The sequence below is a fragment of the Alishewanella tabrizica genome (assembly GCF_014652375.1).
GTDB classification, from domain to species: Bacteria; Pseudomonadota; Gammaproteobacteria; order Enterobacterales; family Alteromonadaceae; genus Alishewanella; species Alishewanella tabrizica.
Map to the genome: position 1 here is coordinate 229,323 of NZ_BMYR01000003.1, position 14,803 is coordinate 244,125.

15 protein-coding genes are annotated in these 14,803 nt (G+C 44.8%); 5 read left to right on the top strand and 10 right to left on the bottom strand.

What is annotated here, in order from left to right; translation table 11 throughout:
- The first annotated feature begins 190 nt into the window (after positions 1–190).
- The 4 genes from rplU to folA all read left to right on the top strand — a co-directional run bounded on the left by rplU (position 191) and on the right by folA (position 2,556).
- Positions 191–499: a 50S ribosomal protein L21 gene (gene rplU / locus IE070_RS05055; RefSeq protein WP_189481116.1), complete on the top strand. Its 309-nt coding sequence runs from the start codon at positions 191–193 to the stop codon at positions 497–499.
- Between the two features lie 15 nt (positions 500–514).
- Positions 515–772: a 50S ribosomal protein L27 gene (gene rpmA / locus IE070_RS05060; protein WP_189481118.1), complete on the top strand. Its 258-nt coding sequence runs from the start codon at positions 515–517 to the stop codon at positions 770–772.
- Between the two features lie 128 nt (positions 773–900).
- Entirely contained in the window at positions 901–2,058 is a 1,158-nt protein-coding gene (gene cgtA, locus IE070_RS05065) for an Obg family GTPase CgtA (RefSeq protein WP_189481121.1), read from the top strand.
- A 9-nt stretch (positions 2,059–2,067) separates the two neighbouring features.
- On the top strand, positions 2,068–2,556 hold the full coding sequence (gene folA, locus IE070_RS05070) for a type 3 dihydrofolate reductase (RefSeq protein WP_189481123.1): 489 nt from the start codon (positions 2,068–2,070) through the stop codon (positions 2,554–2,556).
- A gap of 116 nt (positions 2,557–2,672) precedes the next feature.
- On the opposite strand, the gene IE070_RS05075 is transcribed toward folA, so the two are convergent.
- From IE070_RS05075 to lptD, 7 genes are all read right to left on the bottom strand, one after another.
- Entirely contained in the window at positions 2,673–4,682 is a 2,010-nt protein-coding gene (locus IE070_RS05075) for a methyl-accepting chemotaxis protein (protein WP_189481125.1), read from the bottom strand.
- 92 nt (positions 4,683–4,774) lie between these two features.
- A complete protein-coding gene (locus tag IE070_RS05080; RefSeq protein ID WP_189481127.1) occupies positions 4,775–5,572 on the bottom strand; it encodes a symmetrical bis(5'-nucleosyl)-tetraphosphatase in 798 nt (265 codons plus the stop codon).
- The gene (gene apaG, locus IE070_RS05085; protein ID WP_189481129.1) at positions 5,572–5,949 is read right to left on the bottom strand and encodes a Co2+/Mg2+ efflux facilitator ApaG/CorD; all 378 of its coding nucleotides are present in this window, start codon (positions 5,947–5,949) and stop codon (positions 5,572–5,574) included. Before apaG ends, IE070_RS05080 begins: the two co-directional genes overlap by 1 nt.
- Positions 5,939–6,799, bottom strand: a complete 861-nt coding sequence (gene rsmA / locus IE070_RS05090) for a 16S rRNA (adenine(1518)-N(6)/adenine(1519)-N(6))-dimethyltransferase RsmA (RefSeq protein WP_189481131.1) — start codon at positions 6,797–6,799, stop codon at positions 5,939–5,941. Before rsmA ends, apaG begins: the two co-directional genes overlap by 11 nt.
- Positions 6,796–7,785 (bottom strand): 4-hydroxythreonine-4-phosphate dehydrogenase PdxA, encoded by a 990-nt coding sequence (pdxA, locus tag IE070_RS05095; RefSeq protein WP_189481133.1) that lies wholly within the window; start codon positions 7,783–7,785, stop codon positions 6,796–6,798. The genes rsmA and pdxA overlap by 4 nt, the downstream gene beginning before the upstream one ends.
- Positions 7,785–9,074, bottom strand: a complete 1,290-nt coding sequence (gene surA / locus IE070_RS05100; RefSeq protein WP_189481135.1) for a peptidylprolyl isomerase SurA — start codon at positions 9,072–9,074, stop codon at positions 7,785–7,787. The genes pdxA and surA overlap by 1 nt, the downstream gene beginning before the upstream one ends.
- Before the next feature lie 11 nt (positions 9,075–9,085).
- A complete protein-coding gene (gene lptD / locus IE070_RS05105; protein ID WP_189481137.1) occupies positions 9,086–11,350 on the bottom strand; it encodes an LPS assembly protein LptD in 2,265 nt (754 codons plus the stop codon).
- Positions 11,351–11,560: 210 nt separating this feature from the next.
- Here lptD and djlA point away from each other — a divergent pair, with 210 nt between their 5' ends.
- Positions 11,561–12,364: a co-chaperone DjlA gene (gene djlA / locus IE070_RS05110; RefSeq protein ID WP_189481139.1), complete on the top strand. Its 804-nt coding sequence runs from the start codon at positions 11,561–11,563 to the stop codon at positions 12,362–12,364.
- On the opposite strand, the gene IE070_RS05115 is transcribed toward djlA, so the two are convergent.
- The 3 genes from IE070_RS05115 to IE070_RS05125 all read right to left on the bottom strand — a co-directional run bounded on the left by IE070_RS05115 (position 12,351) and on the right by IE070_RS05125 (position 14,751).
- Positions 12,351–13,112: a DUF3530 family protein gene (locus IE070_RS05115; protein WP_189481142.1), complete on the bottom strand. Its 762-nt coding sequence runs from the start codon at positions 13,110–13,112 to the stop codon at positions 12,351–12,353. The genes djlA and IE070_RS05115 overlap by 14 nt on opposite strands.
- 66 nt (positions 13,113–13,178) lie before the next feature.
- Positions 13,179–13,529 (bottom strand): hypothetical protein, encoded by a 351-nt coding sequence (locus IE070_RS05120; RefSeq protein ID WP_229796932.1) that lies wholly within the window; start codon positions 13,527–13,529, stop codon positions 13,179–13,181.
- Positions 13,530–13,665: 136 nt separating this feature from the next.
- Positions 13,666–14,751 carry an OmpA family protein gene (locus IE070_RS05125; RefSeq protein ID WP_189481144.1) on the bottom strand — a complete coding sequence of 362 codons (1,086 nt, stop codon included), beginning with the start codon at positions 14,749–14,751 and terminating at the stop codon, positions 13,666–13,668.
- Between the last annotated feature and the right edge of the window lie 52 nt (positions 14,752–14,803).

Below are 14,803 nucleotides of genomic sequence, written 5' to 3' on the forward strand. Positions count from 1 at the left end.
ATAAGGCCAATTCTACACTATTGCGCGTGCTGGCAAAAATGAAATCTAGATCCTTTTGTCGCGAAGGTGATCTTTTTAATAATTGTACTTGCGACAGTGGGGGAAATTGCGTACAATTCGCGCCCTGTGAATTGAATTAACACGCCCCTTAAATTTAAAAAGCGTTGGCGTGCTTTGTACGGAGTTAACTATGTACGCGGTTTTCCAAAGTGGTGGCAAACAGCACCGTGTGACGGAAGGTCAAACTCTTCGTCTAGAAAAACTAGACTTAGAAACCGGCGCAACAATCGAATTTACCCCGTTGATGGTCGCTAACGGCGAAGTTATCAACATTGGCGCACCTTTAGTTGAAGGTGGCAAGGTAGTGGCGGAAGTGGTCAATCATGGCCGTGGCGATAAGATTAAAATCGTTAAATTCCGTCGTCGTAAGCATTCACGCAAACAGCAGGGCCACCGCCAGTGGTTCACTGAAGTGAAAATTACCAGCATCAGCGCGTAATAGGAGTATCGACACATGGCAAGTAAAAAAGGTGTAGGTAGCACGCGTAACGGTCGCGATTCAGAAGCGAAACGCTTAGGTGTTAAACGTTTCGGTGGTGAATCAGTTTTAGCCGGTAACATCATCGTGCGTCAACGTGGAACTAAATACCACGCGGGTAGCAATGTTGGTATGGGCAAAGACCACACGTTATTTGCTTTAACTGAAGGTAAAGTTCAGTTTGAAGTTAAAGGCGAGCACAACCGCAAATACGTAAGCATTGTTAGCGAATAAGCTAACAGGCTTCAGAAAAACCCCGCCCTGTGCGGGGTTTTTTTATAAATTTTCCCCACTGTCAGACATGCGTTATACTAAACATATTGTAGAGTCTAGTCAGTTCATAGTTAATCAGGACGCACCTAATGAAGTTTGTTGATGAAGCGATAATTCGCGTTGAAGCCGGTGACGGCGGTAATGGTATTATCAGTTTTTTACGGGAAAAGTTTATTTCCAAGGGCGGTCCCAATGGCGGTGATGGCGGGGACGGTGGTGACGTATATCTGCAAGCTGATGAAAACCTTAATACGCTTGTTGATTACCAATTTGAGAAATACCACAAAGCGGAACGCGGTGAAAATGGCGGCAGCGTAAACTGTACTGGTAAACGTGGTTTAGATTTAGTATTGCGTGTACCCGTAGGCACCCGTGCGGTTGATGTAGATACCGATGAGGTGATCGGTGATCTTACCGTAAACGGTAAAAAGCTTATGGTTGCTAAAGGTGGCTGGCATGGTTTAGGTAATGCGCGTTTTGCCACTAGCACCAACCGTACACCCCGTAAAAAAACTAATGGCACCCCTGGTGAGATCCGTAACTTACGGTTAGAGTTATTATTACTCGCCGATGTTGGGTTATTAGGTTTACCCAATGCCGGTAAATCGACACTGATCCGCGCGGTATCCTCTGCTAAGCCCAAAGTGGCTGATTATCCTTTTACGACACTGGTGCCTAATTTGGGCGTGGTACGGGTTGAATCGCATCGTTCTTTTGTTATTGCTGATATCCCTGGCTTAATTGAGGGTGCTGCTGAAGGCGCCGGCTTGGGGATCCAATTTTTAAAGCATTTAGAGCGTTGTCGTTTGTTATTACACGTAATTGATGTCTTGCCAGCTGATGGCTCTGATCCCGCTGAAAATGCACAAACTATTATTCAAGAGTTGCATAAATACAGTGCTAAACTTGCGGCAAAACCCCGTTGGTTAGTCTTTAATAAAATGGATCTGGTACTAGAAGATGAGCTAGACGAAATCGTCCAGATGGTAACCGAAGCGCTTAATTGGGACGGCCAAGTCTTTAAAATTTCAGCCGCCTCACGTGAAAATACCGAGCGTTTATCCAAAGAAATTCTAAATTACATTGAGCAGTTACCTGCTGAGGTCGCGGCAGAACAAATTGCCGATCCAGTAACCTTTAAATGGGATGATTACCATGAAGAGGCTGCGTCGCTTGAAGACGATTTGGACGATGATGATGATTTTGATGACGACGACTACGATGTTGAAGTTATTTACCAGCGTTAAGGTGCGTTGATGCAAATTGCAATGATTGCCGCTATGGCGGCAAATAGAGTGATCGGCTTAAATAATCAGATGCCTTGGCATTTGCCTGCAGATTTAAAACACTTTAAAGCGGTGACCTTGGGTAAACCGGTAATTATGGGACGAAAAACCTTCGAATCGATTGGCCGTCCCTTACCAGGGCGACGTAATATCGTGATTAGTCGTCAAGCTGCACCAGACAACGTGCCGGTAGAGTGGGTAAGCAGTATTGAAGCTGCACTAGAATTAGTTGCTGCGGTACCCGAAGTGATGATTATTGGCGGTGCTGACATTTATCGACAATGCTTGCCTTTGGCTTCACGGCTCTATTTGACCGAAATCGATTTAGACACTACAGGGGATGCGTTTTTTCCAGACTATTTGGCTGAGGCGAACTGGCAAGAGCAGGCTAATGAGTTTTTTCCTGTTACTGCAGATAATCCTTTGGCCTATCGATTTTTGACGTTAGCACGGTTGTAACATACGTTTAAGCGTCTCGCCAGAGACACTTTTCAGATTGCGCTCAAATAATACAGGCCAGCTAAGCTGGCCTGTATTATTTTGGGGAGGTTGCTGTTGTGCTGTTGAGAGTGGGGTTAAACTTTAAATTGATCTACTGATAAGCGTAGCTCATCCGCGAGTTTAGCTACTTCATGACTTGATTCCGACGTTTGTTCTGCGCCAGAGGCCGTTTGTTCAGCAATGGCCACAATGGATTCCAGTAAGCCACTAATCTCAGCTGAAACCTGATTTTGCTCACGGGCCGCAGTCGAAATCTGTTCGCTCATATCATGGGCCAAATGCACCGCATGGGTGATGCTATCCAACGCGGACGTCGCCAACTCGGTTTTAGTTACGCACTCTTCGGCTTGTTTTTTACCTTTATTCATTGCGGCTACTGCGGCTTCTGCACCGCTTTGTAGTGCTTGAATCATTGCCTGTATTTCTTGTGTCGATGCTTGCGTTTTGCTGGCTAAGGAACGCACTTCATCTGCGACAACCGCAAAACCCCGGCCTTGCTCGCCCGCTCTTGCCGCTTCAATGGCTGCGTTAAGGGCTAATAAATTCGTTTGCTCGGCAATGCCGCGAATAACATCTAAAATACTACCAATAGAGGCACTGTCTTGATGTAATTGATTAATAACGAGAGAGGCTTGCTCAACTTCGCGTGATAGCTGAATGATTGTGGCCTTGTTTTCAATTGAAATCCCTCTAACGCGTTCTGCTTCTTTATCGGCATTCTTTATTTCAGCTAGTGCATCGTTTGAGCTTTGTAATACCCCTTTTGCCGTGCTACTGAGTTCTGTCGTTGCCGTGGCGGCTTGTGTTACTTGTGACTTTTGCTCGCGAATCGCTTGAGTCGTCTGCATGGTGATGGCTGAGGTCTGCTCTGAGGCCGCCGCCAGTTGGGTAGAGCGAGCGATAATCCCTTGAATAAGGGTGTGAAGGCTGTTGTTGACCTTATTAATATTGCGTGACAACACGCCAAATTCGTCTTGGCTATGATCGCGTAATTGTTGCGTCAAATCGCCTGATGCCACAACTGACAGCATGGCGTTAATTTTCTCAAGGGGATTAACAATAGCTTTAACCGTATAGAAGGCAATAAGGACAGCAATACCTATCGAACCTAACATCACAACGACGATTGCCGTTACTGCATTGCTTACGCTATTACGACTATTTTGCTGAATGTCTGCAGCCGCGCTCGTGCTTTGATTTAATAGAGTATTTAATCGGGTTAATGCCAAACTCGTTTGTTCATCTGCTTGCTGCAACAATTGATCGGCATTAGCTTTACCTTGGATCAATTGCGTTTTTAAGGTGGGGATCCCTTGGTTGCCTGTAAGCATAGTTGTAATTTGGTTAAGTTTATCAGAGAGCTCAGCGGGAATAGGATTGTCTGCTGCTTCTGTAAGCATTACGGACAGTTGCTGCTGTAAATCTTGTAAGCGGAAAGTGATATCGTTACTAATGGTAGCGGCTGTTGTATCCGAGTAAGTTCGGTTTAAATCGACTACCACACTCAGTAGGCTATTAATGCCTGTTTCCATCTGCGTGGCGGCTTGTGAGGCGCGTGGATAGCGATTACGCACATTGGTTACATCACTGAAATCAAGTAGCAGTGAAGCCATATCATCACTTATCCCTTCAAGCTCATTCATACGCGTATTGATTGATTGTTGTAGAGCCTGATTTGTATCTAGACGATCAAAAAGTTGATTAGACAATGGAATAAAGGCGTCGTAGGCTCCTTTTACCTGTAACGTTGCCTGGCGTAGGGTCTGTTGTTTTCCGACTGCGGTATCTAACAGCGCAGCTGCAGCTTGGTAAGCATTTTGTTCAATAGTAAATTGTTGACGAAACTCGGCAATCTTTTCCCTAGAGTCTGCATTATAAGCTTGTAAGCTAATTTTGCTCATTAAGACAAACTCACTTTTCATTAATGCACTGTTTTCTAATGCAGGGATAGAGACATCGTTGACCTCTGCGGTGGACTCACTAATGCTGTTCAACTGGGCATAGGCAGTAATGCCAATAAAGATTAGCAAAAGCGAGATGATGCTAAAGCCACCAATGATTCTCAGTTTAACGGTCAACTTCATAACAACTCCAAAAAGTAAGCTGGCAAGCCAAAATAGACAGTCAGTATGATGCTTTAGTGTTAGGCAAAAAGCGAGATGCGTCTTGTGTTTAATTAGGCGTTAACACTATAGCGTTGTCGGGTTTCAATGCAATAAGCGGTAAGACGATTTCCCCATACACAGCCGGTATCAAGTGCGTGAATGTCAGGCACTGGGCTTAAGCCGTCTAATGCCGCCCAATGGCCAAAACAACATTGCGGATGGGCTTTGTTACGCCAAAACTCATACCAGGGTATAAGTTGTTGTTCAGCTAACGGATGCGTTTTTGTTGTCATATCCAAACTGCCATCAGCATGGCAAAACCGCATTCTGGTACAGGCGTTAATTGTAAAACGCCAGCGAGCCTCTTCCGTTGTCGCATCAGACCATCGCGCTGGTGTATTACCATACATCACGGCCAATAAGCGCTCAGGTTGTGATTTCAAACAGGTTGATACCGCATCGGCGGCGTGCAGTGCTGTTGCAAGATCCCATTCTGGTGCTAGCCCAGCATGCACCATTAGCGTATTTTTATCGCTTGAGTAGTGTATAAGGGGCTGTTGGCATAGCCATGTCACCAATTCGCTTACATTGGGAGCCTGTTGTAGTTGGTGTAAATTGTCGTTAGGTTTTAGTTTAGTAAAACCATAGTAGCTGGCAATAAAATTAAGATCGTGATTGCCAAGTACCACCCGCGCACCAGACCCCAAGCCTTTAACAAAATTCAAACAGGCAAGGGAATCAGGTCCTCTTGCAACTAAATCACCACAAAACCACAGCTGATCGTGCACAGGTGAAAAAGCGACATGGTTTAGTAAGCGGGTTAGCGGTTCAAAGCACCCTTGTAAATCGCCAATAACATAAGTGGCCATCAGTTGAGTATATGAGGCATGGCCATACGGAATTGCGGGATCGGCGCTTGAAAGGCGATCTGCGATGCAGACAGCATATCATAATGTCCCTGCATACTCCCAAGTGGCGTTTCAAAAACAGCTCCGCTGGTGTAACTGTAAGTTTCGCCGGGTTGCAAATGAGGTTGAACACCAATTACGCCATCGCCACTTACTTCGGTTTGTTTCCCGTTACCATCAGTGATTTGCCAATACCGGCGTAGCAGCTGTACTGATTCTGTGCTGTTATTCGTAATATTGACACAATAAGCGAATACATAACGTTGGGCGGCAGGATCAGATTGGGCGCCAAGATAAAAGCTATCAACGGAAATGTTGATGTACTGCTCAAGATTCATCGTTATCCTCTAGTAATAGATTATCCTGAAGGTTAGCGATCGTGGCCACGTCTTGCGTTGCTAGCCACTGCGCAATTTTTACAAAATCGGACACGGGTAATTGTTCGGGACGTAAGGTTGGATCGATACCCAAAGCACTGATTTGCTCAGCCGTAGCAAAGTTGCTAAAACAATTGCGAAGTGTTTTACGGCGTTGATTAAAGGCTTCTAAACACACCCGATTCAATATAGCGGGATCAACATCCGCACGCATCGCTTTATTAAACGGAATCAATCGGACAACAGCAGAATCAACTTTAGGTGCCGGTTTAAAGGCGCCCGGACCTACTTGTACCACCGGCATGGCTTGACAATAAAATTGGGTCATCACGCTTAACCGGCCGTATGTTTTACTGCCATGAGGCGCGGTCATGCGGTCAACCACTTCTTTTTGCAGCATGAAATGCATATTTTCAATGCTATCGGCAAATTCAAAGAGATGAAACAACAACGGGGTTGAAATATTATAAGGTAAATTGCCAAATACTTTGAGTTTTTGGCCAGGTTGAACCAATTGCTCGAAATCAAATTTCATCGCATCGGCTTGGAAAATCTGTAACTTGCTGGCGAGTTGCGGATGTTGTTGTAACCGTTCTGCTAGATCACGATCAAGCTCCACTACCGTAAGTTTCCCTGCTGCTGCGGCAACCGGTTCGGTTAAAGCGCCTAAGCCTGGACCTATTTCTACCAAACAATCTGTAGGTTTTGGCGCGATGGCTTTTACAATTCGGCCAATAACATGGGGATCATGTAAAAAGTTCTGGCCAAAGCGTTTTCTGGCACGGTGGCCTTGGTGTACGTTATCTGTCATGTGGTTAGGGTTCTTTGCGCTAATTGAATCGCTTGGCTAACGGCGTGAAACAAGCTACCAGGATCGGCTTTACCTGTTGCGGCCAAATCAAGAGCGGTGCCATGGTCGACGGAGGTGCGTATCAGGGGCAATCCCAAACTGATATTGACTGAACGACCAAAGCCTTTGTATTTTAACACAGGTAAACCTTGATCGTGGTACATTGCTAAGACCGCATCTGCGGCATTTAAATATTTTGGTTGAAATAACGTATCTGCAGGTAGGGGACCGACTAAGTGAATACCGCTGGCCCGAAGTTCATCTAGGGTTGGGCTGATTACATCAAGTTCTTCCCGGCCTAAATGCCCATCTTCTCCAGCGTGAGGATTTAAACCACATACGTAAATCTTAGGTTCTGCAATGCCAAATTTTTGTTTTAGATCGTGATCTAGAATAGTGATCACTTTTATTAGGCGCTCGCGCGTAATGGCTTTTGCAACATAGGCTAGCGGGATATGAGTAGTCGCTAGGGCTACGCGTAAGCCTTCCGTCGCCAGCATCATTACAACATAAGGGGTATTTGATTGCTGCGCAAAAAATTCGGTGTGTCCACTAAAAGGAATGCCTGCTTTGTTGATAATCCCTTTGTGTACTGGTCCCGTAACAATAGCCGCAACCTCACCAGATAACACCATCTCACCTGCTGCATGCAATGTATCAACAACATAGCGACCATTTGCTGCATTTAATTGACCAGCAACAACGGGCTCGTTAAGAGCAAAATCTGCAAGGGTTAAGGTACCCGCGAGCTGGGGCTGCGCGGGTTGGCTCGGATCATAGGGTAGAAACCGTACGTCTAGACCAAGTAGTTCAGCGCGTTGTTGCATTAAATTAAGATTTGCGCAAACCACTAATTCAACGGGCCAGCTCTGGCGCGATAGCGCCAGAACCAAATCTGGACCTATACCTGCCGGCTCACCCGGTGTAATTGCAATCCGTAAGATCATTAGTTATCAGCCAGTACTTCAATATAAGCATCATCACGTAATTCGCGTAAGAAGCTTGCTGATTCTTCGTTAAAGCGACGATTAAAAATCATGCGATAAACCTGATCACGTTTTTTGTCAGCAGTTGCATCTACGGTACGACGATCCAATAATTGTACAATGTGCCAACCATGTTCTGTTCTAAAGGGTTCGCTTAATTCATCAAGTTGTAATCGGTTAAGCGTGTCACGAAACGCAGGTACATAAATACTTGCTTCATTCCAACCCAATTCGCCACCATTTAATTTAGACCCTGGATCTTCAGAATGTTGTTTCGCCAATTCAGCAAAATCGGCTTCGCCTGCGCGTAGTTTGCTAACCATATCACTTAACATTGCCGTGGCACGCTCTTCACTTAAAATGATAGAGGGTTTAATCAAAATGTGACGGGCTTTAACTTCGGTGAGTTCTGCGACGTTTTCGCCACGGATATCAAAAATAGTCAAAATATGGAAACCGGCGCCAGAACGCAGCGGGCCAACTAAATCGCCCTTCTTACGGCCACGGATCCCCTCAGAGAAGAGTGTCGGCATTTCGTTAATATTCATCCACGCTAATTCGCCACCTTCCAGTGCGTTAGCTCCGCTTGAAGACGCAATAGCTATACGACGGAAATCACTGCCTTCGCGCAATAATTTCATCACTTGTTCAGCTCGCTCACGTGATTCATTAACTTCTTCAGTTGTGGCTTGGCTTGGAATAGCAATTAAAATGTGCCCTAATTGGTATTGCTCAGCACTTGCGCCTTGTTCTTCCATTATTTTTAGTAAATTTTCGACTTCTTGCGGGCTGATATAAACTCGGCGTTGTACATTTGCGCGCATGACTTCATTAGTAATGATCTCTTCCCGAACATTTTCTCTGAAGCGCTCGTAGTTACCTTCTTCTCGCGTGACTTGTTGACGGAATTGTTCTAACGTCATATTTTCGCCTTGGGCGATATTGCGAATGGTGTCGTCAAGTTGCGCATCACTGATTTGTAATCCCATACGCTGAGCCATTTGCACTTGTAAGTTAGTCATAATCAAACGCTCTGTTGCTTGAGTGCGTAACGCTTGATCTGAGGGGAGTGTTTGGCCTTGTGCTTGAGCGTTGCGTTTCACACGCGTAACAATTTCGTCAACATCACTTTTCAAAATCACGCCGCTATCAACAATAGCAGCAACGCGGTCGATTTCACGTTCGTTGGCAGATAAGGCGGTGCTGGCAAAACCAAGCATAACCACGCAGATTAATTGCTGTAACTTCATAAATTCCTACATTAATTAGTGAGTAAATATGGACGTCGATAACTGAAAATGCCATTCGATAACATATCGGAAACGCCAAATCCGGCTTTATCGCCAAAACCTTTAAAGACAAACTGTAAACTAAAGCCACTGTCTAAGCGCGCGAGTTGCTCAACATTACTAATGGCCACGTCTAAATCGGCTCTAACTTGTCGCCTTGCTACAAAGCGAACTGCCCAGCAGCAGGATTCATATTGCAAGCCTATATTAGCATCTATCATACGATGATTTGTCACATCACGATAGTAACTGGCGATGAGTTGCCAGTTTTGCTGTAAAGGTACGGCCCCAATTAACCCGAGTTGTTGTATTTCCACTCCTGAGACCGCACGACTATAGCGATGGTTCAATTGTACAAGGGTATTCTCATCGCCACGATAATCTAAGCTAGCACTGCTTTTGATCAGTTTTTTACTGTCAATATCATATTGCAAAGCACTACTGACATACCAGCGACGATACCAATGCCAAATCATCTCAGACGCTAACATGGACTCTGTAGAGGTGAGATCTTGCGTTAATAGATCGTCTGTCAATTCGGGTTCTTTCAAAAAGAAAATTTGACCAAGGCTAAAACGGAATAATTCATTTTCAGTATTATCGTAAAAGCGGGTTGTCCAGCCTAAGGTGAGTTGATTCGCTTCATTTACCCGATCTAAGCCGGAGAAGCGATTTTGCCGAAACAGGCCATAATAATCGTCTTGTAAGCGAGTGGTGTCATATAAACCGATCTCACTTTGATCGCGATAGGGGATGTAGAGATATTGCACTTGTGGTTCAAAGGTTTGCAAGGCTTGCTCACCAAACCAATCGTACTCCCGTTCTAAATTGACTCTGGCATGTAAACGGACTTTTGGTATGGTTCGCGTAATATCGGCTTGCTCAGCTGTCAACATGCTGAGGCTTTGTTGTTGATAATACGTGTAAAGTAAGCTGGTTTCTGCGGTCATCTCAAACGCAGGTGTAATAAAAGGTAAACGTAAGGTTGGTTCAACGTGTACCCGATCCGTAGTATGGTAAAAGGCCTGTTCATTACGAAAGTGCGCATATTGACTATACCAGCTTGCTTGGAGCACATTACCCAGATCAATAGGTTTTGCCGATGCTAGGCTGAGTTGTGGTAATGCTTGATAGGCTTGGTTATAGTTTCCAAGAATTTCGAAACCTTGCACTTTTAAATGGGAATTCACGTGATCGCCAAAGTAACTTAAGCTTGCTTCACGATAGAGCTGTGTATCACTTTGGTTATTATAATCAGAACCGAGATCTGTTAAGTAGGTGCTGTCACTGACATCGGTAAAATCTATATAACCACGCCAGCGCTCAGTAAAATCTGAACGATGATTTAAATGCCCCAAATAACGGCTGCCAAAACCACTGGGTTTTTCGCTATCATTTGGTAAGTATTCGAGTTGCATAACACCTTGGTGTTGCTCAGTGAGGTAACGGAATTGCGATTTGAGCTGCGTGCCTCTTTTGCTCATATAACGTGGCGAGAGTGTGAGATCATAATTCTCAGCCAAGTTAATATAGTAAGGAACTTCTAAATCAATACCGCGGCGTTGTGAGCTGCCAATTTTCGGGATGAGTACGCCCGTTTTCCGTTGCTCATCAACAGGAAATGTTAGATACGGTAAATAAAACACCGGAATGTCTTTGATTTTAAAAACAGCATGATAGGCTTCGCCCCACCCTGAATCAGCAGGGATCTTGATAGTACTTGCATGCAAGGCCCAGCTAGTATCTTGTTCTGGACAGGCGGTAAATAAGGCATTCTCTAATGTAAGAGCGCGTTCACTTGCTAGTAATGATGAGGCCTCACCTCTGCCGGCCTGTGCCACAAACTGATATTGCGCTTGGCCCAACGTTGCCTGATTCGTTGCTAAATTAGCATTAAAAAAACGGCTACTCACATACAGCTCATTACTAAAATATTCGATGCCGCCATCTGCTACCAAGCTTTGCTGTTCGGGACTGTAGCGGGCATTCGGGGCTTGTAATAATGTGTCTTTATGTAATATCTGAACATTGCCAGAAAACACTGCATGCTGGCTATCTTGTAAAGCGGCATGATCGGAGTAAATACGAATGCGTTGATCGGTACTATCCAGATTTTGCAGAATGTTAGGTAAAACCATCGGGTGATAACAGGTCTGAATTGCAGTCTGGTCAGCCTGTACCTGCGATGAGCTCATAGCTGCCCAGATTAACCCTGCTAAACTCAAACCTTGTTTCATGCCTTGATACTCATATTTACGATTCGTTTCCCGGTATACGTCACGGGGGGGTAATGATAAATCAATTTTAGAATTCCTGCTAATCCGATATAGTGCCTGTGTTTATTGTGTCATGCCAGTGATGCCACAGCATTACTAAACAAAACCGCTTGTTAGTGTTACATTTTGTTATGTTGTACACCGTTTTAGCAGTTTTACGGAGAAAAACACGTGTGGGGAAAAATTCTTGGTGCTTTGTTTGGTTTAGCACTCCTTAAACTGCCAGGTTTAGTGTTAGGGATAGTGCTTGGACATTTTTTTGATCAATGGTTCAAACGTCGGTTAGGTCATTGGGAAGGGTTACAAGGGGTGTTCGGTCAAGATGATGAGCAGGCTCTTTTTATGTATACCAGCTTTGCGGCCATGGGGCATATTGCAAAAGCAACGGGTGTGGTGACCAAAGCTCACATCGCTCAAGCGAGCCATTTTATGCAGCAGCTGGGGCTTAATAAGCAGCAGCAAAAAGAAGCGCAGGCGGCATTTCGAGATGGTAAGGCAGTTAATTTTCCTTTTCAAGCGCAAATAACCGAATTTTATCAACGATATAAACAGCGCCCAGACGTTCTGCAGCTTTTTTTGGAAATTCAATTAAGCATTGCGTGTGTTGCTGGACAGGTTGCACCAGAACAATGGCAGTTAGTAAAACAGGTCGCGCAATGTTTACATATTTCCCCCGCGGCATTAGAGCAGCTTCTGCAGGCCTATCAAGCGCAGTCACGATTTCAACAAGGCCAAGCCAAAGGCGCGGATGATGCAGCTGCTGTGGTGTCTGCTTACCAAGTTTTGGGGATTAAAAACGATGTTTCTGAACAGGAGTTAAAACGCGCTTATCGTAAGTTGATGTCACAACATCACCCCGATAAACTTATGGCTCAAGGTGTGCCTGCGGCAATGCTTGATGTAGCCAAGCGTAGGACACAAGATATTCAAGCGGCCTATGAGCTAATAAAACAACATCGCGCTAAAAACCGTTAGTTTTCAACCAGCCCAGAATTTCGTTAGCAAACCACTGTTGCATACTGGCATTATGATAGGCATCTGCAAGGTAGCGCTGGCGATAGAGAGGATTATTGGTTTGTTTCGCTAAGGTGATCCGTTGTTCTAATGCTGCCATCGCATGTGGATGATCTTGCGCTGTTATTAAATCTAAAAAGGGTAATGATACGCTAGCATATCCAGAAAGTGCTTGCTTATGTTGCTCATAATTAGGCAAATAAGCGCCTAAACTGATCATCGCTGCAGGTCGATTGCTTAAGTCTTCGCCGAGTAAAACACGTAATACTGCCGCCACTTCCCCTTGAGCAATGGCAATAACGGGGGGGCGTAAATTGCCTTGTTGTTGGATAAGTTGCCAGCGTTGGCTCAATTGTGATTTTTGTAATTGTAGCCTTTGCTCGGTGGTTTGGGCAGGGAGAGCGTCAGGCGCCGGCAAAATGATGAGGTTCCATCCAGCGATGGGGAGATTAAGTCTCAGCGTGTTGAGCAGATCTGGGCTGAGCGCGTGTTGTTGTTGGTCTGGTAAAATGACTACCGTCCCACGTGGTACCTGTACTGCAGTTTGCGCATTGTGTACGGTAACCGTTAAATTAGCAGATTCAAAGGTTTGCAATTGCAGATCAGGGATCTGGCGCTGTAAATCAAGCCAAGTAATTTCTGCCGAAACTTGGAATGTCGCCAAATAGAAGATGATAGTTGGAAATAGGCAGTTATAGCGCTTACCCACGAGTAACCCCAAGCAAATTGCGTATTTAGTCTAAGGTGTTATCGGCAGAAAAGCGTAATACTAGAGTTATAAACGCTGTTGTGATAAAAATTGCTCTTTCTCGACAATGTGTTCGATAAACGTAAACAATACTTGGCTGTTGTGTGTGAATTTAATGTAATTACTTTTTATTTCTAGCAGTTTCACTGTTTGCGAGGGCTGCATAATAAAACAATATTTTGTTGCCTTAAATTCAACTAAAGCCTTAGCCATTTCGCGAAGGTGATCGTTTGCAGCAAGTCTAATCGTTTCTTCTTCGTTATTACAAACATGGGCGGCATGATCGAGTTGCACCATTTGCTCAGTATCTGCGACAGAGCTAGCAGCAAACGTAGCTAAACATAGTAAGCTAAAAACTTTAAAAGTAAGGGAGATCATTACTCTGTCCTGAAGAAGTCAAATACGCGATAAAATTAGCAGCGATTATCCGTCTCGGCAATAGATTTCTGGCATGAAGTGATAAAAGTAAAAAAAAAGCCGCTTGATAGCGGCTTTTTTATGCAATGTAAGGCGATTAACGCAATACTGGCTGTAATACTGGCTCTTTGATTGTCGCAGTTACTTTCGCTTCAATACGTTGGTTAGCAGCATGAGCTGCGCTGGTGTTACCTTGTACACGTAAACGTGTTACACCAAAACCTTGTGAAGTGATGCGTGAAGAATCAATACCTTGAGCAACTAACAAGTCAGCAATGGCTTTTGCACGACGCTCAGATAAGCGCATGTTGTAAGCTGGGCTACCAACGTTAGACGCGTGGCCTTCAACAACAACAACAGACTCTGGGAAGCGTTTCATGAAAGCAGCTAATTGATTCACTTCAGTTTGGCCATCAGCAGACACGACAGCTGAGTCAAAGGCAAAACGAACTTCGATATCAACATCACCTACGCGATCCACTTTTTCAGTGTAGATAGTACAACCATCAGCGTCAACTTTGTGTGTCGCTGGTGTATTTGGACATTTATCGCGTGTATCTGGAACGCCATCACCATCAGAATCAACTACTACTGGTGCTGGAGCCGGTGCTGGCTGTGGCGCTGGCGTTGGGGCAGCAGCAGGTGTTGCACCAAAAATCCACGTTACGCCCGCTTTAATGCTTGCGTCGTTCCAGTCGCCGTTGCTGATACCACGGAAACGATTACCTTCAGCATACAACGCAACGCTTTCATTGATAAAGTGACGATAACCCACACCGATGTTTAAGGCATCAGATGCAATGTTATGCTCGAAATGTTTCCAGCCACCCACTAAATATAAATTAGTGTTCGCTAAGTGATACATGGCATCTAAGCCAAAACGATCACCTGTAATGCGAGAGCTCTGTGTTAACGAATCTAAACTTTGACGTGCGTATTCAGCACGTACACCCCAAGTTTGGTTTACACGATAACCAATTTCCAAACCTGCGCCCCAGCCACTGTCAGCATTGTTCCACATTGCTGATTCAGCCTTGCGCACATCAGTCCAGTAACCTTCACCAAATAAAGAACCGAAGACTTTTTTCTCCAGATCTTGTGCTGATGGCGAATTGGCAAATGCTTGCGTGCTTAACAGCGGTAGTGCTGCTAATACTGCTATAGCGGTTACTTTAAGTTTCATCCGTTTCTCCTTAGATTCATCCAACTTAGCAAACTATGACAAGTTTACCATA